The organism is Actinomadura geliboluensis (genome assembly GCF_005889745.1).
Taxonomy (GTDB): domain Bacteria; phylum Actinomycetota; class Actinomycetes; order Streptosporangiales; family Streptosporangiaceae; genus Spirillospora; species Spirillospora geliboluensis.
Genome location: NZ_VCKZ01000103.1, coordinates 1 through 22,876, shown reverse-complemented (window position 1 = coordinate 22,876; position 22,876 = coordinate 1). Strand labels below are relative to the sequence as shown.

Below are 22,876 nucleotides of genomic sequence, written 5' to 3'. Positions count from 1 at the left end.
CCCCAGATGACCCAGACCCCCGAGGACCCGCCCGAACCGGCCGACAAGCCAGAACCGCCCGACGCGCCCGAACCGGCCGACAAGCCCGCCCCGAAGCCGGAGCCGGGCGGGACGGCGGGCTTCCCCCCGCCGCCCGTGGCGGGCGGGTTCGTGCCGCCCGGCGCTCCGCCTCCGCCGGGCGCGATGCCCTACCCGCCGTACCAGCGGCGGCCGGGGCAGCCGGTCTACGGGCCGCAGGGCGGGTTCGCGGGGCCGCCGCTCGTGTACGCGCCCACCAAGCTCGAAAAGGCGCTGAAGGCGTGGAAGCGGCCGGCGCGGCCGATGGCGCCGTCGCTGCTGGCCGGCACGCTGATCGCCGGAGCGATCGGGGCCGTCACGGTCGGGCCGCCGCTGCGGGAGGGGCGGTTCGGCGTCGGCGCCGTCATCGCCGCCGTGGCCGTCGCGTACGTGGCGGCGGCGTCGGCGTGGTCGGCGGGACGGATGGTCCGGCCCGGCTCCGGGAAGCGGCGGCCGCGGGTCAACCGGACGGCGATCGTGTTCGGGCTGCTCTCCCTCGGCCTGGCCTCGACCGTCGCGCTGCGGGAGGCGGAGTGGGTCGTCGTGCCCGCGCTGCTGCTCGCCGTCGCCGTCGGGTCGTACGCGGCGTCCGGCGGGCGGTCGTGGGCGGAGGTCCTGCTCGGCGGGCTCGCGGTCGTGCCCGCGGGCGGCGCCATGCTGCCCTGGGTCGCGGAGAGCGCTTACGGGACGGTCACGTCCGACAAGAGCAGGGCGTGGCCGGTCATCCGGACGTCCCTCATCGCGGGCGGGCTGATCGCGGTGTTCGGCGCGCTGTTCGTCGGGGCGGACGCGGCGTTCGGCAGCCTCGCCTCGGGCCTCGTCCCCGAGGTGTCGCCGTTCTCGGTGGTCGTCTACGGGGCCGCCGGCGTCGTGACGATGGCGATGGCGTCCGCCGGGGCCTACCTCGGGCAGGCGCCGCCGCCGCTGCGCATGCTGGCCCCCGGGCGCGGCAGGCCCGCCGGGCGCTGGTCGTGGGCGGTGCCGATCGCGGCGCTCGACCTGCTGTTCCTGCTGTTCTGCGCGATCCAGGCCGGGGTGTTCCTCGCCGACGACAAGGACGAGCTGCTGCGCTCGACCGGCCTCACCTACGCCGAGTACGCGCGGCAGGGGTTCTTCCAGCTCGTCGTGGTGACCGTGCTGGTGCTCGTGGTCGTCGCCGTCGCGAAGCGCTACGCCCCGGACGGGGGCCGGGGCGACGACGTGACCGTCCGGGTGCTGCTCGGGCTGCTGTGCGCGCTGACGCTCGTCGTCGTCGCGGTCGCGCTGCGCCGCCTCTACCTGTACGAGGAGACGTTCGGCTGGACGCGGCTGCGGCTGTGGGTGCACGCGTTCGAGCTGTGGCTCGGCCTCGTCGTGGTGCTGGTGGCCGTCGCCGGGGTGGTGCGTGGGCGCGTCCCCTGGCTGCCGCGCGCGGTCGCGGGCAGCGGCGCGGCGGCGATGATCGCCCTCGCGCTGCTCAACCCGGACGGGTTCATCGCCGAGCACAACGTCGCCCGGCACGCCGAGACCGGCAAGATCGACGTCCCGTACCTGCGGGACCTGTCCGCCGACGCGGTGCCCGCGCTGGACCGGCTGCCGGAGCCGCTCCGGACGTGCGCCCTGCGCGAGATCGCCTACGACCTGGACCAGGACGAGCCGGCGATGAGCGCCAACCTCGCGCGGGCGCGGGCCAGGAAGATCCTGGAGCGGCGCCCGGCCGACGGCTCGGTGGACTGCTTCAGCTCGTCTCGTCCATCGTGAGCAGGGCGTAGGCGGCGAGCGTCGAGTCGTCGGTGATGCGGCCCGCCCTGATGAGCGCCTTGAACTCGTCCCTGGACACCCACTTCTGCCGCATGTCCTGCTCTTCGGGCTCCCGGTCGGCCTCCCCGGCCGCGAGGTCGGACGCGACGAAGATGTCGAAGCCCTGGCCGCTCGTCCCGTGCGAGCAGTTCAGGTGGCCGAGGTGCCGCAGCGTGCCGGCGCGCAGGCCCGTCTCCTGGGCGAGTTCGAGGCGGGCGAGCTCCTCCGGGTCGGCGGCCTGCCGGCCGGGGAGCGAGCCCTGCGGGAAGCTCCAGGTGCGCCTGCCGATCGGGTACCGGTACTCCTCGACGAGGTGGAAGCCGCCGTCCTCGACGGGGATGACCAGTACGAAGTCGGGCTTGTCGACGACGCCGTAGATGCCGCGCGAGCCGTCCAGGCGCTCGACCTCGTCCTCCCGGACGACCATCCAGGGGTTCTCGTAGACGATCCGCGAGGCGACCTGGCGGACTGCGGGCTCATCGGTCATGTCAGGCTCCCGACCCGTAGCGGTAGACGAGTTCGTGGCGGTCGCCGACCACCACCCGGTGGGTGACCTCGACGACGCGGTCGCCCTGGTCGTAGGCGCGCCGCCACAGCGTGAGGACGGGCTGGTCCGGGCCGATCCGCAGCGTCTCCTGCTCGTCCGCGCGGGGCAGCCGGCACGTCACGGTCTCCTCGAAGGTGATGCGGTGCCCGGCCTCCTCCAGTCGCGAGTAGATGCCGCCGGGCCCGGTGTTGACCTCCAGCAGCACCGGGATCTGCTCGACGATGGGCCAGATCACCCAGGTCGTCGCCGTCTGGACGGGCGGCTCCCCCTCCACGCCCTGGACGCGCGCCCGCTCCAGCACCCGCGTCCCGACGGGGACGTCCAGCCGGGGCGCGAGCCGCTCGCAGGCGCGGATCTCGGACACGGTCGTGCGGGTGAACGGGCGGCGCCCGCCCGTCTGCGCCGACACGTGGAAGCCGCGCCACTCGCCGACCTGCCGGGTGATGTCGGCCGCCGCGCGCCGCACCCGCGGCGCGGTGCGGACCTGCGCGCCCGCGCCGTGCCGCAGCTGGACCAGGCCCGCCTCGGCGAGGATCCGCAGCGCCCGCCGCACGGTGGACCGGTCGGCGCCGAACTCGTCCGCCAGCCGCCGCTCGGACGGCAGCCAGGACCCCGGGTCGAGCTCGCCCTCGACGATGCGGGCGGCGAGCGCGTTCGAGATCACCTGTGCCTTCGTGGGGGGTCGCGGCATACCAGATCAGATCCTGCTCCGGGTCGGTGCGTTGACCTCACACCGTACAGATCCCACCCGTCCCGGCGGCCTTTTGGGGTTCTGCGGAACGCGTTGTGGGCGGTGCTTGGTAGTCCTATGGTAGACCTACCATAGGCCGACCGAGGGAGCCCCGGACCATGTCGGTGACCATGTGCATGCCCGGATGGCGCAGCGAACGCTCGGACGAGGGGCTGCGCGCCACGAGGGTCACCCGGCTGTCGGACTACCAGCTCGTCAACGGCTGCCTGGAGGAGATCCACGCGACGGACGAGGGCGAGCTGTGGCTGCTGTGCGACGCGCAGACCCGGCTCGCCGAGCGCGTCGCGACCGCCGAGCGGCTGCGCTCCCTCCGCCGCGTCTAGCACGGCGGAGGGCACGGCCGGGGTCAGCTCCGGCGGAAGCTGACCACCTCGCCGGAGTCGCCGACCGCCTCGCGGGACGGCGTGATGATCCGCTCGCCCGCGTTGTCGGCGAGCAGCGCGCGGGCGCGCAGCACGATCTCCAGGTCGAAGCGCAGGTCCGGGTCGAGCAGCTGGTCGCCGAACAGCTCCTCCAGCTGGCGCAGCCGGTACCGGACGGTCTGCGGGTGGACGTGCAGCCGCATCGCGACCTCGTTGGCGTTGCGGCCCGACTGGAGCCAGGCGAGCAGCGTCTCGGCGAGCCGGTCCTGCTGGCTCGGGCGCAGGTGCGCCAGCGGCGCGAGGCGCAGGTCGGCGAGCGAGGTGATGAGGCCCTCGTCCTGGAACAGGATCAGCGTGGACATGTGCTCCACGCTGCGGATCACGCCGCTCTCCGCCTCGATGACGCCGCGCTGGACGAGCGACAGCGTCTTGCGCGCCCACTGGATGGACCGCGCCGCCTCCATCAGCGGGACGGTGGGGCCGACGACGGCGAGCGTCCCGGACAGGGCGCGGTCGACGAGCTTCGCGCGGCCGGGGCCGTCCGGGTCCGGGATGATCAGGCTGGGGGTGCGGCGGGTCAGGTCGGCGAGGACGTCCGGCGGGAACGCGGGCTGCCGGGCGTCCTGGTGGTGCCGGCCGAGCGCGACCGCCGCGACCGTCCGGGGGACGGGCCAGTGCGCGGCGGCGGCGAGGTCGGCGATGGCCTCCTGCGCGGCCGGCGGGTCGGCGAACAGCAGGTCGAGCAGCCGCTTGCGGCGGCGCTGCATCTCGCCCGCGACGGCGGCCTTGGCCTGCGAGAAGCCCTCGGCGGCGGCGTGCGCGAGCTCGTCCTGGAACTGCATCAGCACCTCCCCGACGGCGCCGAGCGTGCGGGGGGAGACCTTCAGCGCCTCGGCGCCCTCGGTCATCCGGCGCCAGGCCACCATGCCGCCGACCCGCATCGCGGTCTGCATGGCGTCGAGGCTGCGGCCCTCGCCGGCCTCGCCGCGGCCGATGGCGCGGAAGAAGTCGGTCACGGGTGCGGGGTCGTGCGCCGGGTCGCCCACCCGGTCGACGAAGAAGTGCAGCACGCGCTCGACGGCGAGGCGCAGGGTGCCGGAGTAGGAGCCGTCCCCGGGGCGGTCGTACTCCCTGACGCGCGTCTGGATCTCCAGGATCATGTCGTCCGCCACCTCGTCGAGGTGCGGCCTCATGTGATCTGCCAGTTCCCTCGGCAGATCCGCCCACGGGCGCCCATTAGTGGTCGAACCGTCGTTCGCCACAGATTCTCCCCCTCCTCGTCCCCCAGCGTTGCGCGCCGTACACGGGGGGTAATTAATTACTTATGAGACCTATGTGGGGCAAATCATGACCCGTGGCGAGCCTGGGCGCAAAGTCTAGGTCGACATTCGACCAGCTTCGGCCGACCGAATGACCGAGATTCGACAGGTCCGAGAACCCCCGCCGAAGACCTGTCACCCCCGGCGTCCTCCGTCACTCTCAGTCACCCCCGCCCCGGCAAGTACTTGACGCATCGGAAAGTAGAAAGTACTTTCTTCATCGGAAAGTACTTCTTGAGCAAGCAGGAGCCCCCCATGAGCGACCAGTTCACCGACGCCGCCGAGGCCCTCGCCGCGATCGAGCGGACCCAGCAGCGCGCCTACGCCGACCAGCGGCTGCCGGTCTGGTACCTCCCGGGCGTCATCGGTCTCGGCACGGCCGCCGCGGTCGGCAGCGACCTGGACGGCACCGCCCAGGTCGGCCTCACCGCCGCCGCGGTCGCCGGGCTCCTCGGTCTGGTCGCCGCGCTCTCCGCCCGCACCCGCATCAAGTTCCGGCCGCACACCTGGACGCCGAAGGCCGGTGCCCTGATGGCGCTGTGGATCACCTCGATCTTCGTGGTCTGGGGCGTCGTCCCGCCCCTCGTCGGCCTGGTCACCGACTCGGGCGTCTGGCAGAAGGCCGTCGCGGGCGCCGTCGCCGCCGCCTACAGCGCGGCGACCCTCCGCCGCGCGGAGACCATGGTGTTCGCGCGGCTCGCCGGAAAGGTCGCCCGATGAACCTCGACCCGGTGATCCACACCCCCGCGCGGCTGCAGATGGTCTCCCTGCTGGCGACGGCGACCGAGGCCGAGTTCGGCTTCGTCCGCGACAGCCTCGGGCTGAGCGACTCGGTGGTGTCCAAGCACGCGAGCGCGCTGGAGAAGGCCGGCTACGTCGAGATCCGCAAGGGCTACGTCGGCAAGCGCCCCCGCACCTGGTTCAAGCTCACCCGCGAGGGCCGCCGCGCGTTCGACGAGTACGTCGCCACGCTCCAGCGGATCGTCGGCCGTCCCCTCGCCGACACCCCGGCCGAGGACGACCGCTGATCGGGCGGGCCGCCGGAGAAAGCGGTCCGCCCGAGACATAGCGGCGCGCGACCGGAGGCGTCTGGAAGGGGGACAGCAATCCGGAGGTGACGATGGACGACGCAGCGGAGCGGCGTTTCCGCGAGTTCGTCGAGACGAGGTCGGTGGCCCTGATGCGGCTGGCGTACCTGCTCGCGGGAGGCGACCAGCACGCGGCAGAGGACCTCCTGCAGACCGCGCTCGCCAAGACCGCGGCGCGCTGGGGCAGCGTCGACAACCCCGAGCCGTACGTGCGGCGGACGATGTACCGCCAGCAGGTCAGCAACTGGCGGCGGACGCGGCGGCGGCGCGAGACCCAGGTCGGCGTGCTCCCCGACCGGGCCGGGCTGGACGCCGCGTCGGCGGTCGATCTGAAGCTGACCGTGCGGACGGCCCTGGCCCGCCTCACGCCCAAGCAGCGCGCGGTACTGGTCCTGCGGTTCTTCGAGGACCTGCCCGAGGCGGAGGTGGCGCGCATCCTCGGCTGCGGTGTCGGCACGGTGCGCAGCACCACGCACCGCTCCCTCGCCAGGCTGCGCGAACTCGCCCCCGAACTGAACGCACTGGAGCCGGAGGAGGCCCGCCGATGAAGCCGGACACGATCGTCAAGAGCGCGCTCGACGAGTGGGCCGGCGAGGCGCGCGTCCCCGCCGGGCTCGCCGACCGCGCGCTGCGCCGCCGCGCCCGGCGCCGCACCGTCAAGGTCGCCCTGTTCGGCGGGACGAGCGCGCTCCTCGCCGGGGCGACCGCCGTCGCGCTCGTCGCGGGCGGTGCCACCGGCGGCGGCCCGGACCGGCCGGAGGTCGCGTTCGCGCCGGTGTCCCTGTCGTCGGACACGTCGCTGCGGACGGACCTCGGCAGCGCGTTCCCCCGCCGCCTCGTCGCCGCGGGCCACACGGCCGTGGCCGCCTACTACACCACCAACGCCGGCATGAGCCGCGACGCCGGCACCGTCCGCCGCACCTGGCACCTCTACAACCCGTCGACCGGCGAGTACGAGCGGACGCGGTGGACGTACCTCAGCGTCGCGCCCGGCATGCAGCGCGCGGCCGTCCTGCAGGGCCCGCTGCCCGCGAGCAAGGTCGGGGTGCTCGACATGAAGACGCGGAAGGTCACGCACTGGATCCCGGTGGACCGGCCCGTGGGAGGTGCGGCCTGGTCGCCCGACGGCCGCCGGCTGCTCCTGACGTCCTACGCCTCGAACCCCGACGTGATGGGGCAGCCGCCCGAGACGGCGCCGAGGAGCGGCTACTACATCGTCGACGGCACGGCCGGCGCCGGTCCGTTCCACCCCCTGCCGCCGGCGCCCGGCAACCCGAACTACCGGCAGGACCTCGGCTGGAGCCGGGACGGGACGCTGATCTGGGCGCCGACCGCCCAGGTCCCGAGCAAGGTCTTCTACACCCCCGGCGGCGAGCGGCGCCCCGCGCCCGCGCACGAGGCCGGCGACCAGGAGGCGGCGGGCCTGTCCCCGAACGGGGAACTGCTGCCCACGTTCGGCCCGCCTCCCGGCCCCTCCGTCACCGTCACCAAGGCGCGGAGCGGCGAGAAGGTGGCGGTACTGCCCGTCCAGCAGGCCCTGGCCTGGGCGGACGACGACCGGCTGTTCGCCATCGGCTGCGACGTCGAGAAGTGCACCCGCAAGAACGAGTTCCGCAACCGGCTGCTGCTGGTCACGCTGACGGGGAAGATCACCCCGCTCACCGGGTACCGGCGCTCCGACCGGGCGGGCTCCTGGATCCCGGTCTTCACCCACCGCTGACCCGGCGCCCGCCGGAGCCTTACAGGGTGAGGCGGGCGCGGTCGAGGGCGGCCGTCCGGGATGCGATCGCGTGCACGACCGCGGCCATGTCGGACGGCCCGTGCCCCTGCTCCTCGGTCTCGCGGTAGAGGGCATGGCATGCGTCCAGGACGGGCGAGGCGATGCCGGCGTGCCGGGCGGCCTCCGCGATGAGGCGGTTGTTGTCCAGGACGTTGGTGATGGACGCCTGGACGGTGAAGTCGCCGTCGAGGAGCTTGCGGGCCTTGGCGCGGGAGACCGTGCTGGCCATCGGGCCTGCGTCGAGGACGTCCCGCAGCAGCCGCCGGTCGAGCCCGTACCGGTCGGCGAAGTGGAACGCCTCGGCCAGCCCGGTGACCATCGTGATCAGGTACAGGTTGACGGCGAGCTTCATCAGCAGCGCCCCCGGCACCGGCCCGCACGCGAACACCTGCCGGCACATCGGGGTGAGCAGCGGGCGGACCGTCTCGACGTCGGCGGGCTCGCCCGCCACCAGCGCGACCAGGTCGCCGGTCTCGGCGGGCCCGCGCGACCCGGACACCGGCGCCTCGACGTACCGGCCGCCCGCCGCCGCGACGTCGGCCGCCAGGCCGCGGGAGTAGCCCGGTGACGTGGTGCCCATGTGGACGATCACGCGTCCCGCGACGGCGGCGGCGAAGCCGGGCGTGCCGCGCCCCAGGACGGCATCCATGGCGGGACCGTCGGCGAGCATGAGGAGGACGACGTCCGCGCGCCGGCACACCTCGGCGGGGCCGGACGCCACCTCCGCGCCCGCCGCGCGCAGCGCCTCGCTCCCGGCGGCACTGCGGTTCCAGACGGTGAGGGGGACTCCGGCGTGGGCGAGGTTGAGCGCCATGGGGCGTCCCATCACGCCGAGTCCGATGAAGCCGATGTTCGCGTCCACCTTCGCCTCCGGTTCCGGGCCGGGCGGCGCTCCGCCAGGGGTGGCGGCGGAGCGCGCGCGGGGACCTGCCGACCTTGCCGATTATGACAGCGGTCATGATAATGGTCCAGGTGAAGCCGGAAATGGACGATCGAGGGCCCCGGGAGCGGATGGTCTTCAGCGCCGCGCAGCTCATCCGCCGGGACGGCGTCGCCGCCACCGGGATGCGCGAGGTCGCCGCCCGCGCCGGCGCGCCGCGCGGCTCGCTGCAGCACTACTTCCCCGGCGGCAAGGAGCAGCTGGTCAACGAGGCCGTCGAGTGGGCGGGCCGGTACGCCGCCGCGCGCATCGATCGGTTCATGGCGTCGATGTCCCGTCCGACCCCCGGCGGGCTGTTCGCGGCGATGGTGCGCCAGTGGACGGACGAGTTCCGCGCGCAGGGCTCCATGGGCGGCTGCCCGGTCGCGGCGGCGACGGTCGACTGCGCGGACTCGGTCGCGTCCGCGCGGGCCGCCACCGCCGCCGCGTTCGCCGAGTGGCGCCGCCCCATCGCCCGGGAGCTGACCGCGATGGGGGTGCCGTCCCGCAAGGCCGCCGGTCTCGCGACGCTCATGGTCGGTGCGCTGGAGGGCGCGATCCTGATGGCGAGGGCCGAGCAGAGCGTCCGCCCGCTGAACACCGTCGCCCGCGAACTGGGCCCCTACCTGGACTCCTGCGTCGAACGCGGCTCAGGCCAGGACGCGGTCTAGGACGAGGTACGCGCCCAGCCCGATCATGGCGGCGCCGGACAGGCGGCTGATGAGGCGCGTCTTGCCGGGCGCCCCCTTCAGGACGCTCCGGGTGAGGGTGCCCAGGCAGAGGTACCAGACCCAGCAGGTCGCCATGAAGGTGAGGCCGAGAACGCCGATCTGCACGGCGATGGGCCAACTGCCGTCGGGATCGGTGAACTGGGGCAGGAGGGCCAGGAAGATGAGCAGGCCCTTGGGGTTGAGCCCGCTGACGCCCATGCCGCGCAGGAAGGCACGCCGCCCGGTGCCGGCCTCGGGGTCGGCGCCGGCCGTGGCGGGATGGGCGAGGGTCGTCGCGCCGTGCCAGATGAGGTAGGCGCCGCCGACCAGCGTCAGGGCGGTCAGCGCGGCCGGAGAGCCCGCGACCAGGGCACCGACGCCCGCCGCGACGACGAGGGTGATGGCGGCGTAGCCGGTGACCAGCCCGCCCACCGCCGGGAGGACGGAGCGGCCGCGCAGGCCGGCGCCGATGGTGAACGCCCAGTCCGGGCCCGGCACGGCGATGAGCAGTAAGGCGATCGTCCAGAAGGCGAGTACGGAGCCGGCCCCCATGATTTCCTCCCCATGTCCGCCAATGCGGGAAGGCTAATCACGATCGGCCAGAAGGTGCTCCCAACTTTTCCCCGCAAGCTGAGCAACCATGGAAGGATCTTCTTCATGGACGCGATCGACCGGAAGATCCTTGCCGTCCTCCAGGAAGAGGGCAGGCTCACGATCACGGAACTGGCCGCGCGGATCGGGCTGAGCGTCTCGCCCTGCCACCGGCGGCTGCGGGAACTGGAACGCAGCGGCACCATTCGCGGCTACCGGGCGGTCGTCGACGCCGCCGCCCTCGGCCTGACGTTCCAGGCGCTCGTGTTCGTCACCATGCGGCAGGAGGACAGGGAAACGCTGCTCGGCTTCGAGGAGGCCGTGGCGCTGGTGCCGGAGGTCGTCCAGGCGCAGCGGCTGTTCGGCGACCCCGACTACCTGCTGCGCATCGTCACCGCCGACCTGACCGCCTACCAGGAACTGGAGGACGATGTGCTGTCCGCGCTGCCCGGCGTGCAGCGGCTGAACTCCACGCTCGTGATGAAGCACGTCGTGGACGAACGGCCGCTGCCCACCTGAGCGGCTCCTACTGGCGGACGATCCAGTGGTCGTTCGCCCCGGCCTTCACGAATTGCAGGGACGGGCACAGGTAGTCGTCCGGATCGGGCGTCGCGGTCGGCTGCCAGGGCGAGTCGGACGGCGCGGCCGGGCGCCACACGCCATTCCGGCGGAGCTGAATGCCACTGCTTTCGAAGACGACGTTCTTCGCGTCGGAGCAGTAGTAGGCGTTCCCGGTGCGCGGGTCACGAGTCGCGTATATCTCGAAGATGTCCCAGCCGTAGCTGAGACTGCTCGTATCGCTGCCGGCCTTGCTGTAGAAGAGATTCCAGCTGCCGGTCGTGTGGTTGTAGAGATACGCCGACCAGGCATTGGTGGACGCGTTCGTCCGGACGAGCTGGACGCTGTAGGCCGGGTGGCCGTTCACGGGCCGGGTGTAGGTCTGGAGGAAGTCGGCGTCCATCGCGATCTCCTTGCGGGGCCCGTTGCCGCCGCACCAGTCCCACGCCCAGATCTCGTTCCCGACGGCCTGCGAATACACCGTCGTGATCTCCATGCACGACCCCGCGGCCTTGATGGTGGGGGTATAGGTGAAGTCGGCGCTGTTCGACACCCGGTAGCTCGTGTCGACGCTCTGGGAGGCCATGAACCCGTCGTGCGTTCCGGCGGCGGGCTCGACGCCCCAGAAATGATGGATCTGCTCGCGGCGGAGCCGGGACCGGTGCAGCCCGCGGAACTTCTCGACGGCTTCGGCGTTGCGGGCGGACGGCGTGAACGTCCGCGCACCCGCCACCACGCCGCGCTTCGGCGCGTCCGGGCTCGGTGCGACGGGCGGTTTCACGGTGGAGGCGGCGGCGCCGGCGGAGGCCGGAACGGCGGCGAAGGCGGCGAGGACGGCGCAGGCGAGCAGGGTGCGACGCTGCATCACACAACTCCTTGTCGGGGCGGGGAGCAGTCTGCAAGCGCGCGCTGACCGTGGCGTGAATTGGGGTGGATCACGCCGTCACAAAGAATCCGTCCCGCGTTCCCCTACTGTCAACGAGTCGTTTTTCAACGCCCGTCCAGTACGCGCTGAAAAAACGTGTCATCCGGCCGCCCGCACGGTGAGGCGAAGTTCACTCCCCGCAGAGATCACACCAGGCACGGTGATCACGATCACATCAGTCCGCCCGCATTCACCTTTTCACCCTGCGTCATTTCCGCTGATCAGCCGGGCCGATGTGGGAAGAAGTCGCGCGGAAGCGAGCGGTGGTTTACGCGGCCATCGCGGATGACCATGTCCGGCCATCGGGCGGGTGGACCGTCCATATGCCCTGGTGGAGCGGCCGGACATCGCTAAGCTACGGGCTCAACATTCTCCTTCGTCTCCCTGGCACCGTCCTGCGAGTGCCCTGCATTGCCAGCCGCCGGCCCGCGGCACATCCCCCGCCATTGCACGGTGCGAATCTCGCTTCGCCCGGGACACGGAGAAGCCCCCAACAGAGGAGAAAACCAATGCGCGCAAGTCGGCTGGCTGCGGTGGGAATCGCTGCGGGCTCCATGATGCTCGGAATGGCCGCCCCCGCCTTCGCCACCCCGGAGACCGCGCCGAAGGTGGGCGACGAGTGCAAGACGGCGGGCGAGACCGCCAAGGACGCGGAGGGCATGGGCCTGACCTGCGTCAAGGGCGAGGACGGCAAGCTCACGTGGGTCGCGTCCCCCGTGAAGCCGGGTGACCCCGGCGGCGAGAACCCCGGCGGCGAGAACCCGGGCAACGAGAACCCGAAGCCGACCTTCAAGTTCGGCTACGACAAGGTGAAGCTGTCGAGCCTGCGCGTCGCGCCGGGCTACAAGACCACGTTCACGGTGACCTGCCCGACCTCGGTGATCATCACCGGCAACGGCTACACGCAGAAGTCGCTGCCCGTGAAGAAGACCGGCGAGAACACCTGGACCGCCACCGGCACGTTCCGCAAGAACCTGCCGAACCCGACCATCGCCACGGTCATCTGCAAGGACTTCGGCTCGGTCAAGTACAGCACCCAGCCGGAGAAGGGCGAGACCAAGCCCGGCAAGCCCGGCAAGCCCGGCCAGATGAAGCCGAAGACGCCGAAGATCCCGACCGGCCGCATCGACACCGGTGACGGCAGCACCTACGCGCAGAACGAGGGCGCGCCGGCCGGCCTGCTGGCCGCCGGGTTCGGCGCGCTGATGGCCCTCGGCCTCGGCGCCGTCGCGCTGCGCCGCCGGACGGCCGGGGAGCGGTCGTAACGTTGCCGGAACTGCCTGCTTCGGCCATCGGTCGCCGCGCCGCCGGCGCGGTGACCGGTGCGCTGCTCATCGGACTGCTGCTCGGCGGCTGCGGCGGCGGGGACGGCGACACCGCGTCGCCCGGCACCCCGGAGCCCGCGGCGACGCAGTCGACGGGCGCGACCGCGCCCGCGTCGAACGTCCACCCGCTGACCGAGTCGCCGCCGACGAAGATTTCCATCCCGAAGATCGGCGTGTCGGCCCCGGTGGGCTCGATCGGGCTGCGCCCCGACGGGCGCGTCGAGGAGCCGCCGCTGAGCAAGCCGAACCTCACGGGCTGGTACGACGAGGGCGTCACCCCGGGCGAGGTCGGCCCGTCGGTGATCCTCGGCCATGTCGACGCCAACGGGAAGCCGGCGGTGTTCGCCCGGCTGAAGGACCTGAAGCCCGGCGACAAGATCGCGGTGTCCCGCAAGGACGGCTCCACCGCGACGTTCGCCGTCCAGCAGGCCCAGCGCGTCGACAAGGACGCCTTCCCGCACGAGAAGGTGTTCGGTGAGGCGCTCGACCACGCGTCGCTCCGGCTGGTCACCTGCGGCGGCGCCTTCGACAAGAAGATCGGCCACTACAAGGACAACCTGATCGTCTACGCCAAGCTGATCAGCTCCTGACCCGAAGTACAAAGAACGCCCGCCGGTGGACGCACCGGCGGGCGTTCTGCATCCCACCCACCGACTGGCTCGCGCCCGCGCGCCGCATCGTCTTACTCACTGTCTTCTGCAAGACCAGGGAACGAGAGCCCTGGGGCTGACACAGACTCAACTCGCCGAACGGGCAGGGCTGACACAGCCTGCCCTGTCCCGGTTGGATGACCAGTTGGGCGCGGTCGCGGGCGCCGGCGCCCTCGCGGTCACCACCCTCGCCTTCATCTCCTCACTGGGATGACCCAGCACGCGAGTGTTCGGTGTTCGGTCATGACCGAACACCGAACACTTGGCTACACTAGGCCACATGACAGGCGCGGAGCGGATCGATGACTTCGTGGCCGCGGTGACCGGCATCGGTGCGGACGTGGTCGATGAGCGGGTCGGCCCGAACTCCGGATACGACCTGTCGATCACCTTCGGGGGAGCGCCCGCCAGAATAGAGATCAAGCAAGCAGGCACGGTGACGCCTGCCATCGTCAACCGTCTCGTGAGGGCCCGAGAGAGACGCAACGAGACGCCGGATGCGATTCCCGTCCTGGTGGGTGAGCGAATATTCGACGCGTCGCGTGCGCTGCTGCGTCACCATGGATGGGGTTGGTTGGACCTTCGCGGCCACTTGCATCTAGAAGGTCCAGGAATCTTTATTGACGCTGAAGTTCAGCCCTTTATTTCTCGCCCAAGGCGCTCCAACGCCCTCGCCGGCTCGGTCGGGCTCGAAGTAGCCGCACTACTGTTGCTGCACCCCGGTGAACGGCCTAGCGTGCGAGGGATCGCCCGAACGTTGAAGCGATCCGCCAGTACCGTTTCAGAGGTGCTGAACGGCCTTCGAGACGAGGGAATCCTGACCGGCTCCGCCCCGCCAGAGCCGCGAAGCCTTTTCTGGCGCCTGGCCGACTCCTGGAACACTGCGACGGCCTCCCTCGCCGCCCTGCCCATGACCGACTCCGGGTCGGTCGACAAGGCCCTGAGACTAGGGCTGCGAGATCCCGAATCGACACTGGGCTGGGCCATGACGGACACGATGGCCGCCGCCCTCTACGGCGCACCCGTCGGCGTTCGCACCGGCTACCCACCGGATTTCTACGTACCGACCGAGGCTGTGTTCAGCCGGGCGATCCGCCTCCTCGGCAGCGCCGAGAACCCCTCCGACCGGAAGTGCCGGATAAGAGTGGCTCCCGTCCTGATGGCCTGCGACCACCGCATCGACGCAGCGCAGGCCCACCTCGGGGACGCACGCTGGCCGCTGGCCCATCCACTCTTCGTCGCCCTGGATCTCGCCGCCGATCCGGGCCGCGGCAGCGAGATCCTAGAGGGCTGGAGTCCGCCGGAGCCGTGGCAACGTGTTTGGTGAGGAGACAGGTGCTCCCACGGCCAGGCTGTTCGGGCCTGTCATGGAGGCACTGGTACTCGCGATTCCCGAGATCGAATCGCGGACGGACCGACCGGTCACTCTGGTCGGAGGACTGGCCGTGCTCTGTCGGCTCGGGACGGCGTATCGAGTGACCAGTGACCTCGACACCGCACATCGACGTGGGCCGGGCGAACAACGGCAACTGGAACTACTGATCGCATCTGGGGCGCGAGCCGCAGGGCCGTCGGGAGTCCGAATACCGACCCCCCGCGGCGAGGTTCAAGTGGACATCCTCGAAGTGGCCGACCTCGAATTGGCGGAGCCGCCAGAGGACCCCACGGACCGGCTGCATGTGATGGCTCACGCCTGGGCCGTCGATACGGCGACCCCGATGTCCATCGAGGTGTTCAACACCGATGCCTCTTCTGAGCCCACGATCCAGCGTGTCCGAGTCGCATCACCGGGTTCGTTGATCGCCATGAAACTGCAAGCGATCATGAACCGGCCGGCGGCCAAGGAGGGAACCGATCTGCTGGACATCGTTCAGTTGACGCTGGACCCCGTCACCGGCCCGCCGGCCCGAGCGGAACTCCGCGAGGCGGGCGCCCGGATCCGGCAGGACGCCGCACTCCATGCTCGAAAATGGTTCGTAGACCAGCGAGTCAACACCGTCCAACGGATCAATGCGGTCTCGCCCGGTGATGAGATCGACATGGACACGGTCGGTCTAGTCGCGGATCTACTCCTCGGCGAACTCGAACAATGACAGTTCGGCAGGGCTCGCCGAACGAGCAGCGGCCTCGACCGGCTCGCGCACGCTACAGCGACGGCAGGTGAAGCCGTCCAGCCTGTGCCCGGCTCGGGTAAAGATCTTTCGTTGACAGGGGCTTGTCCCCTCCAGTGCACTTGACAGGATGTTCAGCCCTATTCAGCCTTAGCTTCGGCTGACGATTTTCCATGGCGATCACCGGGGGCGGGCATGTCTTTCTGGAGTCGGCAGATATTCACGCGGAGCGCGGCCGGGCTTCTGTTGATCGCGGGATTTCCGGTCGCATTCGGCGCGGAACCCGCCATGGGGGCCGCCGACTCGGCTGTCACGGTCTGCGCGGTGCCGAAGAGCGCCCCGCATACCGAGAAGACCGTGCAGGTGGCGAAGCGGGCTGTCGGCAAGCTGCTTGCCCGTTCCCTCTCCTATCCCGGGCCGTGCGCCCAGTACGGGCAGAGCGCGCCCCTCGGGAACGGTAGGCTCACCGCGTTCTCGCAGACAAAGGGGAAGATCCCGCTGGTCATCGGGCTCCTCGCCAAGGACGGCACCTACGACGGTCTTCCGTACGAGCCGCCCACCAGCGGGATCTGGTGCTACGACAAGAACGGCGACGGCACCGTCGACCAGCACCGTGAATGCACGGGCGGGCATGAGAGATCCCTCCATTTGAGCCCGAAGTTCACGAAGAGGGTCGACTCGCCGTTCACCTACGTCCTGGCCAACTGGAATCCGATGGGGCACATGCCTCCCCACATTTGGGACGTACCGCATTTCGACGTCCACTTCTACATGAATCCCGAAGCGGAGCGGCTGGCGATCCGCCCCGGACCGTGCCCGCAGCTCACCAACTGCGATGACTACCCCAAGGGCAAGATTCTCCCGGCCGCGAAATACCGGCACCCCGACTACGAGGACACCGACGCCGTCGAGCCCGGAATGGGCAACCACCTCGTCGACACAACCGCCCCCGAATTCCATGGGGGAAAATTCACGTCCTCGTTCATCTACGGCATCTGGAACGGGAAGGTCACCTTCTACGAGCCGATGGTGAACCTCGCGCAGTACAACGGGCTGCGCAACGGCACCATTGATGACCGCTGCGTTCCGCTCAAGCTGCCGCAGGCGTACGAGCGCTCGGGCTGGTACCCCACGCGGTACTGCATGCGGCACCGCTACAACCGCGCCGAGACAGTGACCTCGCTTGAGGGGTTCGTCTACAGGACGGCGGGCTGACGGTCATCGCCCTCGGCTTCGTCTCGTCCCTGGGCTGACCCCGACGCATGGGACGGGGTGCCGGCGGTCGGGTGTATCGCGGGCGTATTGAAAATCGCATACGCCACCGCAACAGTCTCCGGTTTTCGATGGAGGCGCGGAGCAGGGGCGCGGGTGAAGGCCCGGTGACCCGGCTTCGCAGTCCATCGCGAGACTGGGAGAAGGAAACGGACATGGCCGGTGCGAGTGGCGGGGCATGGGAACGGCGTTCGATGTTGCGGGGCGCCGCAGTGGCGGCCGTCGCCGGCGCGGTCACACCGCTACTGGGCGGGACGGCCACGGCACGAACCGGCAGAGGTGCGCAGCTCGGCCCGATCCCGCCGGACACCCGTCCCGGCGGCGCCTATGACCGGTACATCGCGAAGCTGGCCGCCGAGGACAGGTTCTCCGGCGTGGTGCTGCTTTCCCACCGGGGCCGGACGGTGCTGTCGCGCAGCTACGGCATGGCCGACGAGGAGAAAGGGATCCGCAACCACGAAGGTGTCGCGTTCAACCAGTACGGCGGGCCGTTCGTCAGCCTGTCCATCGTGCAGTTGGCCCAGCGGGGCAAGGTGAAGCTGTGGGACACGGTGGGCACCTACCTGACCGGTTTCGCCAAGGAGATCGCTGAGCAGGTGCGCGTCCATCACCTGCTCGTGGGCACCTCGGGGTTGTCCTTTCCGGAGCGTGACTACCAGCGCATCTTCCACAGCGAGGAAGAGCAGCGGGAGTACGACCAGCAGTACGCCCGGCAGGCCACGCTGGTCGCGGCCCCCGGTGCGGGTTCGGAGAAACCCGGCTGGGGTTCGGAAGTCGTCGTGCAGATCGTCGAGGCGGTGTCCGGCATGACGTTCTGGGACTACGTGCAAAAGCACATCTTCGAGCGCTGCGGCATGACCGGCTCGGGGTACTACACCAGACCGCAGTGGCTGGCCGACGAGCACATCGCGCGCTCGTACATGAGACAGGCCGACGGCAGCCGGGTGGACGCCGTCCGCAACCTGGACAGGGGCAGCCCTCACCCGGGTATGGCGGGCATGAACAATGCCCGCAACTTCGTCCCGGACGGAGGGTTCGTCACCGCACCGGACATGGTCCGGTTCACGGAAGCGCTGTACGACGGCACCGTGCTCGACCCGCGCTGGGCCGACGTGTACACCTCGGTCAAGGCCCCCAACTTCCGAGGCTCACCGGGATTCACCACCTACGGGCCGACAGCCCACATCGTCGAAGGCCAGTGGGAACTCGGGCGCGGCGGTCCCCACCCCGGCAGTTCCACCTACTACAGCCTCTACCCGGATAGCGGGTGGGTCGGCGTCATCCTCGGCAACTACGACGACATACCGCTGCAGGAGATCACCGGGCGGCAGACGCAGGCCATCACCGGGGCCGCACCCGGCGACGGCGGCGGCTGACGCGCGGCCACGGGTGATCCGCGCCTTCGTCTCCTCGCTGGGCTGACCCCGGCGCGCCTGATGTTCGGTGTTCGGTCATGACCGAACACCGAACACCCTTGTCGGCGGTCAGGGGAGGTCGTGGGCGCCGGACGTGATGCGGCTGGCGAATGCACGCCATTCGCTGGACGAGAAGGCGAGCTTCGGCCCGTCCGGATCCTTGGAATCCCGAACCGCGACCACCCGCGCGACACCCGCGACCTCGACGCAGTCACCGCCATGGTGATCACTTCGGCTCGCCTTGCGCCAGACCTCAGCTGAGACGGACGGGAGGGCGCCGACCTCGACGCAGTCGCCGCCCTCATGGCCACTGCGGCTCGCCTTGCGCCACTTCACGGCCGACAGATCCGGTGAGGGAATCATCCGTGCACCTCCAAGACGCTCTTGAGCAGCATCCACGATTTCTGGATGCGAAGCGCCTCTCCCGGCAGTGAGCCGGGCATTACTGCGACATCAGCGACAACTCGTGACTTCGTGATGGAACGTGTGCGCGAGCCCCCACCCGGAAGGGGCAGGGGCTCGTCGGTCAGGGGGTCAGGGCAGGTCGTGGGCGCCGGACGTGATGCGGCTGGCGAATGCACGCCATTCGCTGGACGAGAAGGCGAGCTTCGGGCCATCTGGGTCCTTGGAGTCGCGGACTGCGACCACCTGCGAGACGCCCGCGACCTCAACGCAGTCGCCGCCCTCGTGAGCGCTTCGGCTCGCTTTGCGCCACTTCACGGCTGACAGATGCGGTGTGGGGATCATCCGTACTCCTCCATGACGCTTTTGATCAGGGACCGCGATTCCTCGACGCGAAGCGCGTCACCTCGCAGCGAGTTGTACCTTACCGCGAAGTTCGCGACGGTTCGCTGGTCCGTGATGAGCATTCCCTGCCCAGCGATCTCGCCGTAGACGACGTCGGGCGCGTTGAGGAAGCTCAGGATGGTGAAACTCCCCGCGAGGCCGGGGTAGTACTTGGCACTCATCGGGACAACGTCGATCGAGATGTTCGGGCGCTCGGTCATGGCCAGTAGGTGCCCGAGTTGCTCGTGCATGAGCTCGGGATTGGCGATGTCGCGCCGGAGTGCCGCCTCGTCGAGCGTGAACCACGCGTTGGGAGCGTCCTCCCGGGTCAGGATTTCCTGCCGCTTGAGACGTTCGGTGACGAGCCTCTCGGCCGTGTCCGAGTCCTGCTCGTGCCCGATGACCGCTCGGATGTAGTTCTCTGTTTGAAGCAGCCCATGTACCAGCGCCAACTGGTAGATGCGCACCTGGCTCGCCTCGGCCTCGCGTTCCATGTACTCGGTGAAGCCGGGCGGGAGGATGGCCTGGTGGCGGGTGTCGATGATGCGCTTCCACAGCCGGTGGAACAGGCCGTTGGTCTTGAAGAACGTATCGAGGTTCTCCGCGAACTCCTTGGACGGGATGCTCTTGGCGGACTCGATCTGGCTGATCCACTGGGGCGTGTAGCCGAGAGCCTCGGCGAGGGCGGTCTGGGTGAGGTCCGCGTCCATTCGCCACGCCACCAATTCCGTGGCGAATGTCTGAATTGCCGGAGCTTCATATGGTTCGCTCCTTGTTCCCATGGGGGGCTCCTTGCTGAAACCCATGTCCGGGTTTCTTCGATCTTCCGGGGGGTTGTACGCCGCTCTTGACTTCTTCCTGGTCAGGAGTCATGCGCGCTGTGATTCTTATAACACATTCACTGGCGGCGAAAACGACTACGGGACCTTCCATGGAAGACACAATTGCGTTCGATAACCCCGCACTCGATCGGCTGCGCGTGGACTTCCCCGGGCACCACATCTGGCGGTCGCGCCGGTGGGACGGGCGGCTCGGCGAGTACGTCGCCACGCTCATCGACCCCGCGGCCGGGGTGGACGCGACCGTCATGCGGCCCGACCCGGTGGAGTTGCGGGCCGAGCTGATGCGGGAGGCCGCGCGGGCGCGCGGCTCCGTCCGAGACCTCCGGTGAGCTCGGCGCCGGAGCGGGCCGTCCGCCCCCGGACGGCCCCGGGGAGGGAAGCGGCGCGGCCGGGCGGGCTCCCCCCGGGCCCACCGGTCGCGCCGTCCCTCCCGGACGCCTGGCGGGCGCGCCGGCACCTCAACCGGCTCGCCCGCCGGTTGCGGCGGGGCGGGTGGACGGCCCAGCCCCGCTACGACGAGTCGCCGCCGCTGCTGCGGGTGTTCGATCCGCGCGTGCCGTCTCACCCTCGGTCCCGGCGAGATCCTCGAACGGTACGTGCCGCTTTCCGATCCGCCCGTCCCGGACAAGGACGCGAAGTCGGCGGACGAGCGGTACGCCGCCTGCTCATGGGCGGAGCGGCCGGGCCTGGCGGGTGTCCAGGCGTCGCGGCGGCTTGAGGTCTCGGTGCGGCTGCACCTGGAAGGCGTCACGCCCGCTAAGGCGGAGTATGACGCGGCCTGGAGCGGCGCCCGGACGATGGAGGGGACGTCGAAGGGAGCACCCGGATCCCTGCGCGCCGAAGCTCCCGTGCTCCTCCGGGTCGGCGATCAGGCGTTCGCGCAGCACCTGACGCTGACGGGTCCGCTGGGACAGTCCGGCACGGCCGCGGCCACCGTCCGTCTGCGGAACGCGGTCATCACGGTGCGGTTCCGGGCCACGGCGTCACCGGCCGGCAAGGACGCCTCTCCCAAGACCCCCGAAGCGCCGCTCGACAAGGCCAACGGCCGGGCGGCCGCCGAAGCCGCCGCCCGGAGCGCCACCGCCGCCCTCGCGGCCTGTGGCACCTGCTTGAGCCGGTAGGCGTCCGTCAGCGAGCGGGAGGCCGGTTGTGGGGCCCGCCGGGCGGGGGGCCCTGCTGCGGGCCGGGCCCGGGCGCCCCGAAGGGCTGCGGCGGCGCCATCGGCGCCGGACCGGACGGAGCGGCGGGCTTCTTGCGGCCGCGCATCAGCAGGAAACCGCCGACGCCCAGCACGAGCAGCACCACCACGACGCCGCCCACGATCAGGATCGGGAAGCCGCCGGAGTCGTCCTCGTCGGCCGCGGCCGGCTTGGTGGCGCCCGCCCCGGCCTTCGCGCCGCCCGCGACCTTGTCCAGCCGCTCGTAGACGGGGTTCGGCGCGGTGTCCGGCACGTTCTGCTTGAGCGCGCGGGGGATGCTGATGACGCCGTACCCGAGCAGGTCGTCCTTGCCGGTGGGGCCGAAGTCCTTCGCCGTGGCGGTGATGCGCTGCACGACCTGCCGCGCCGACATCTCCGGGTAGCGGCTGCGGACGAGGGCGATCGCCCCGGAGGCCAGTGCGGACGCCTGGCTCGTCCCGGCGCCGGAGTTGTAGGCGTGGCCCTCCTTGCCGAGATACCCGACGTCGGCTCCCGGCGCGGCGACGGTGACGTAGGGCTGCCGCTGCGTCGACTTCCAGGGCTTGCCGTCATGGCCGAACGCCCCCACGGCCACGACTCCCGGGCATGACGCGGGATAGTTGGGCTTGTTGCCGATGTCGCCCGAGTTGCCGGCGGAGGCGACGATCACAACGTCCTTCTCAGCGGCGTACTTGACCGCGTCGAGCAGTTCCGGCGGGCACTGGTTCGGGTAGATGCCGGCGGATTCGCTGCTCTCGGAGATGTTGACGACCTTGGCACCATTGTCGACGGCGTACCGGACGGCCTTCGCCGTCGTCGGGCCGCTCACCGAGGGAGCCGCGATGGGCAGGATCTTCGCCTCGGGCGCGATGCCCACGAACCCCGTCTTGGTGCCCTGCGAGGCGATGAGGCTGGCCATGCCGGTGCCGTGGCCGTGGTTGTTGGAGTCGTTGTCGCGGCGGCCGTCGCCGCCCTTGCCGGTCAGGTCGGTGCCGGGGAGCACCACGGGCTTCATGTCGGGCAGTTGCGCGTTGACGCCGGTGTCGATGACCGCGACCGTCACGCCCTTGCCCTTGGTGACGGGCCACACTTCCTTCTGGATGCTCCAGGAACGGAACCACCACTGGTCCGCCCTGGGGCCCGGGGCTGCGTGCGCGGGAACGGCGGGCGCCGCCGCCAGCCCGATCGCCGCCGTCGCAGCCACCGTCCGAAGCAGCCACCGCATCTGTCGCACTCCCTAGTCCGTTGTGCCGGGGCGGGCGGCGCGGCGGCCGCCGGCCGTCCGCCCCGCCCGTGTCCGAGAGGTCAGCCGATCACCGGTGGAGCGGTGTCGTCATCGGCTCCCCACACATCCTCGTCCTCGGTGAGCCAAGTGTTACGTTCGCGCTCCTCGCCCTTGCCGCCCTGGGCGCCCTGGCCCATCGGCATGCCGCCCATGGGCATGCCGCGCGCGCCGGCACCGGCCGCGCCGGGCCCGGCGCCGCCGGGACCGAGGCCACCGGGACCGCCGGCCGGGGACGTGCCGGCGTTCGGGCCGCCGAAGCCGCCCGGGTCGGCGCCGAACGGAGCGCCGCCACCGCCGCCCAGCCCGGGGCCGCCGCCTCCGGGGCCGCCGCCCGGCATGCCCGCGAGATCGGTGCCCGAGCCGCCGCCGAACGGCGATCCGCCCGCTCCGCCGAACGGCGAGCTGCCGCCGCCACCGAGTGCCGGGTTGTACGAACCCGCGCCATCGGGGGTGAAGGGGCTCGTTCCGCCCGAGGTGAAGGGGCTGGTGCCGCCTGCGTTGGGGTTGAAGGCGCCGGCGCCGTCGGACGTCGGGAACTTCGAGCCGGGGCCGCCGGGACTGGTGGAGCCGGGGTCGAAGCCGCCGGGACCACCGGGGGGGCCACCGCCGGGAGGGCCACCGCCGGG

The 22,876-nt window shown here is 70.9% G+C and carries 27 protein-coding genes and 1 pseudogene; 17 read left to right on the top strand and 11 right to left on the bottom strand.

Annotation, left to right across the window (positions count from 1 at the left end):
* Positions 1-1,797 (top strand): DUF4153 domain-containing protein (locus ETD96_RS16260; RefSeq protein ID WP_138637303.1); only part of this gene is annotated, 1,797 nt, incomplete at its 5' end.
* Here ETD96_RS16260 and ETD96_RS16255 read toward each other — a convergent pair.
* Together ETD96_RS16255 and ETD96_RS16250 are read right to left on the bottom strand one after the other, a co-directional pair.
* On the bottom strand, positions 1,775-2,323 hold the full coding sequence (locus ETD96_RS16255; protein ID WP_138637302.1) for an NUDIX domain-containing protein: 549 nt from the start codon (positions 2,321-2,323) through the stop codon (positions 1,775-1,777). The genes ETD96_RS16260 and ETD96_RS16255 overlap by 23 nt on opposite strands.
* A 1-nt stretch (position 2,324) precedes the next feature.
* Positions 2,325-3,047 carry a GntR family transcriptional regulator gene (locus tag ETD96_RS16250; RefSeq protein ID WP_205719299.1) on the bottom strand — a complete coding sequence of 241 codons (723 nt, stop codon included), beginning with the start codon at positions 3,045-3,047 and terminating at the stop codon, positions 2,325-2,327.
* A 185-nt stretch (positions 3,048-3,232) separates the two neighbouring features.
* Here ETD96_RS16250 and ETD96_RS16245 point away from each other — a divergent pair, with 185 nt between their 5' ends.
* Entirely contained in the window at positions 3,233-3,457 is a 225-nt protein-coding gene (locus ETD96_RS16245) for a hypothetical protein (protein ID WP_138637300.1), read from the top strand.
* Positions 3,458-3,480: 23 nt separating this feature from the next.
* Here ETD96_RS16245 and ETD96_RS16240 read toward each other — a convergent pair whose 3' ends face one another.
* Entirely contained in the window at positions 3,481-4,758 is a 1,278-nt protein-coding gene (locus ETD96_RS16240) for a PucR-like N-terminal domain-containing protein (RefSeq protein WP_138637299.1), read from the bottom strand.
* A 312-nt stretch (positions 4,759-5,070) separates the two neighbouring features.
* Here ETD96_RS16240 and ETD96_RS16235 point away from each other — a divergent pair, with 312 nt between their 5' ends.
* The 4 genes from ETD96_RS16235 to ETD96_RS16220 all read left to right on the top strand — a co-directional run bounded on the left by ETD96_RS16235 (position 5,071) and on the right by ETD96_RS16220 (position 7,623).
* Complete coding sequence (locus ETD96_RS16235; RefSeq protein ID WP_138637298.1) at positions 5,071-5,535, top strand: hypothetical protein; 465 nt, start codon at positions 5,071-5,073, stop codon at positions 5,533-5,535.
* Positions 5,532-5,843, top strand: a complete 312-nt coding sequence (locus ETD96_RS16230; RefSeq protein ID WP_138637297.1) for a winged helix-turn-helix domain-containing protein — start codon at positions 5,532-5,534, stop codon at positions 5,841-5,843. Before ETD96_RS16235 ends, ETD96_RS16230 begins: the two co-directional genes overlap by 4 nt.
* A 92-nt stretch (positions 5,844-5,935) precedes the next feature.
* Positions 5,936-6,451: a SigE family RNA polymerase sigma factor gene (locus tag ETD96_RS16225; protein WP_138637296.1), complete on the top strand. Its 516-nt coding sequence runs from the start codon at positions 5,936-5,938 to the stop codon at positions 6,449-6,451.
* Positions 6,448-7,623 carry a YncE family protein gene (locus tag ETD96_RS16220; protein WP_138637294.1) on the top strand — a complete coding sequence of 392 codons (1,176 nt, stop codon included), beginning with the start codon at positions 6,448-6,450 and terminating at the stop codon, positions 7,621-7,623. Before ETD96_RS16225 ends, ETD96_RS16220 begins: the two co-directional genes overlap by 4 nt.
* 19 nt (positions 7,624-7,642) lie before the next feature.
* Here ETD96_RS16220 and ETD96_RS16215 read toward each other — a convergent pair whose 3' ends face one another.
* Positions 7,643-8,545 carry an NAD(P)-dependent oxidoreductase gene (locus ETD96_RS16215; protein ID WP_240807713.1) on the bottom strand — a complete coding sequence of 301 codons (903 nt, stop codon included), beginning with the start codon at positions 8,543-8,545 and terminating at the stop codon, positions 7,643-7,645.
* Between the two features lie 122 nt (positions 8,546-8,667).
* Here ETD96_RS16215 and ETD96_RS16210 point away from each other — a divergent pair, with 122 nt between their 5' ends.
* On the top strand, positions 8,668-9,273 hold the full coding sequence (locus ETD96_RS16210; protein ID WP_205719298.1) for a TetR/AcrR family transcriptional regulator: 606 nt from the start codon (positions 8,668-8,670) through the stop codon (positions 9,271-9,273).
* Here ETD96_RS16210 and ETD96_RS16205 read toward each other — a convergent pair.
* On the bottom strand, positions 9,253-9,864 hold the full coding sequence (locus ETD96_RS16205; protein ID WP_138637292.1) for a LysE family translocator: 612 nt from the start codon (positions 9,862-9,864) through the stop codon (positions 9,253-9,255). The two genes, ETD96_RS16210 and ETD96_RS16205, sit on opposite strands and share 21 nt — an antisense overlap.
* Before the next feature lie 105 nt (positions 9,865-9,969).
* On the opposite strand from ETD96_RS16205, the gene ETD96_RS16200 reads away from it, so the two are divergent.
* Positions 9,970-10,422: an Lrp/AsnC family transcriptional regulator gene (locus ETD96_RS16200; RefSeq protein WP_138637290.1), complete on the top strand. Its 453-nt coding sequence runs from the start codon at positions 9,970-9,972 to the stop codon at positions 10,420-10,422.
* A 7-nt stretch (positions 10,423-10,429) separates the two neighbouring features.
* On the opposite strand, the gene ETD96_RS16195 is transcribed toward ETD96_RS16200, so the two are convergent.
* Positions 10,430-11,326: a carbohydrate-binding protein gene (locus tag ETD96_RS16195; protein ID WP_138637288.1), complete on the bottom strand. Its 897-nt coding sequence runs from the start codon at positions 11,324-11,326 to the stop codon at positions 10,430-10,432.
* Positions 11,327-11,952: 626 nt separating this feature from the next.
* On the opposite strand from ETD96_RS16195, the gene ETD96_RS16190 reads away from it, so the two are divergent.
* The 7 genes from ETD96_RS16190 to ETD96_RS16165 all read left to right on the top strand — a co-directional run bounded on the left by ETD96_RS16190 (position 11,953) and on the right by ETD96_RS16165 (position 18,120).
* Positions 11,953-12,651 (top strand): hypothetical protein, encoded by a 699-nt coding sequence (locus ETD96_RS16190; RefSeq protein WP_138637286.1) that lies wholly within the window; start codon positions 11,953-11,955, stop codon positions 12,649-12,651.
* A 2-nt stretch (positions 12,652-12,653) separates the two neighbouring features.
* Positions 12,654-13,301: a class F sortase gene (locus ETD96_RS16185; RefSeq protein WP_138637284.1), complete on the top strand. Its 648-nt coding sequence runs from the start codon at positions 12,654-12,656 to the stop codon at positions 13,299-13,301.
* A gap of 25 nt (positions 13,302-13,326) precedes the next feature.
* The gene (locus ETD96_RS48110) at positions 13,327-13,575 is read left to right on the top strand and encodes a helix-turn-helix domain-containing protein (RefSeq protein WP_364547197.1); all 249 of its coding nucleotides are present in this window, start codon (positions 13,327-13,329) and stop codon (positions 13,573-13,575) included.
* Positions 13,576-13,641: 66 nt separating this feature from the next.
* The gene (locus ETD96_RS16180; protein ID WP_138637282.1) at positions 13,642-14,688 is read left to right on the top strand and encodes a transcriptional regulator; all 1,047 of its coding nucleotides are present in this window, start codon (positions 13,642-13,644) and stop codon (positions 14,686-14,688) included.
* Between the two features lie 40 nt (positions 14,689-14,728).
* Positions 14,729-15,454, top strand: coding sequence for a nucleotidyl transferase AbiEii/AbiGii toxin family protein (locus ETD96_RS16175; RefSeq protein WP_138637280.1), 726 nt, complete (start codon positions 14,729-14,731; stop codon positions 15,452-15,454).
* Between the two features lie 342 nt (positions 15,455-15,796).
* On the top strand, positions 15,797-16,687 hold the full coding sequence (locus ETD96_RS16170; RefSeq protein WP_138637278.1) for a hypothetical protein: 891 nt from the start codon (positions 15,797-15,799) through the stop codon (positions 16,685-16,687).
* Positions 16,688-16,956: 269 nt separating this feature from the next.
* Positions 16,957-18,120 (top strand): serine hydrolase domain-containing protein, encoded by a 1,164-nt coding sequence (locus ETD96_RS16165; RefSeq protein WP_205719297.1) that lies wholly within the window; start codon positions 16,957-16,959, stop codon positions 18,118-18,120.
* Between the two features lie 108 nt (positions 18,121-18,228).
* Here the strand turns inward: ETD96_RS16165 and ETD96_RS16160 are convergent, their stop codons facing one another.
* From ETD96_RS16160 to ETD96_RS16150, 3 genes are all read right to left on the bottom strand, one after another.
* Positions 18,229-18,522 carry a DUF397 domain-containing protein gene (locus ETD96_RS16160; RefSeq protein ID WP_138637276.1) on the bottom strand — a complete coding sequence of 98 codons (294 nt, stop codon included), beginning with the start codon at positions 18,520-18,522 and terminating at the stop codon, positions 18,229-18,231.
* Between the two features lie 171 nt (positions 18,523-18,693).
* Positions 18,694-18,906, bottom strand: coding sequence for a DUF397 domain-containing protein (locus ETD96_RS16155; protein WP_138637274.1), 213 nt, complete (start codon positions 18,904-18,906; stop codon positions 18,694-18,696).
* The gene (locus ETD96_RS16150) at positions 18,903-19,727 is read right to left on the bottom strand and encodes a helix-turn-helix domain-containing protein (protein WP_274704613.1); all 825 of its coding nucleotides are present in this window, start codon (positions 19,725-19,727) and stop codon (positions 18,903-18,905) included. Before ETD96_RS16150 ends, ETD96_RS16155 begins: the two co-directional genes overlap by 4 nt.
* Positions 19,728-19,876: 149 nt before the next feature.
* Here ETD96_RS16150 and ETD96_RS16145 point away from each other — a divergent pair, with 149 nt between their 5' ends.
* Both ETD96_RS16145 and ETD96_RS16140 read left to right on the top strand, forming a co-directional pair.
* Complete coding sequence (locus ETD96_RS16145) at positions 19,877-20,116, top strand: hypothetical protein (RefSeq protein ID WP_138637271.1); 240 nt, start codon at positions 19,877-19,879, stop codon at positions 20,114-20,116.
* A 267-nt stretch (positions 20,117-20,383) separates the two neighbouring features.
* A complete protein-coding gene (locus tag ETD96_RS16140; protein ID WP_138637269.1) occupies positions 20,384-20,908 on the top strand; it encodes a hypothetical protein in 525 nt (174 codons plus the stop codon).
* Between the two features lie 7 nt (positions 20,909-20,915).
* Here ETD96_RS16140 and mycP read toward each other — a convergent pair whose 3' ends face one another.
* Positions 20,916-22,190 carry a type VII secretion-associated serine protease mycosin gene (gene mycP, locus ETD96_RS16135; protein ID WP_138637267.1) on the bottom strand — a complete coding sequence of 425 codons (1,275 nt, stop codon included), beginning with the start codon at positions 22,188-22,190 and terminating at the stop codon, positions 20,916-20,918.
* 80 nt (positions 22,191-22,270) lie between these two features.
* Positions 22,271-22,876, bottom strand: a pseudogene (locus ETD96_RS47565) (hypothetical protein); the annotation flags it as partial.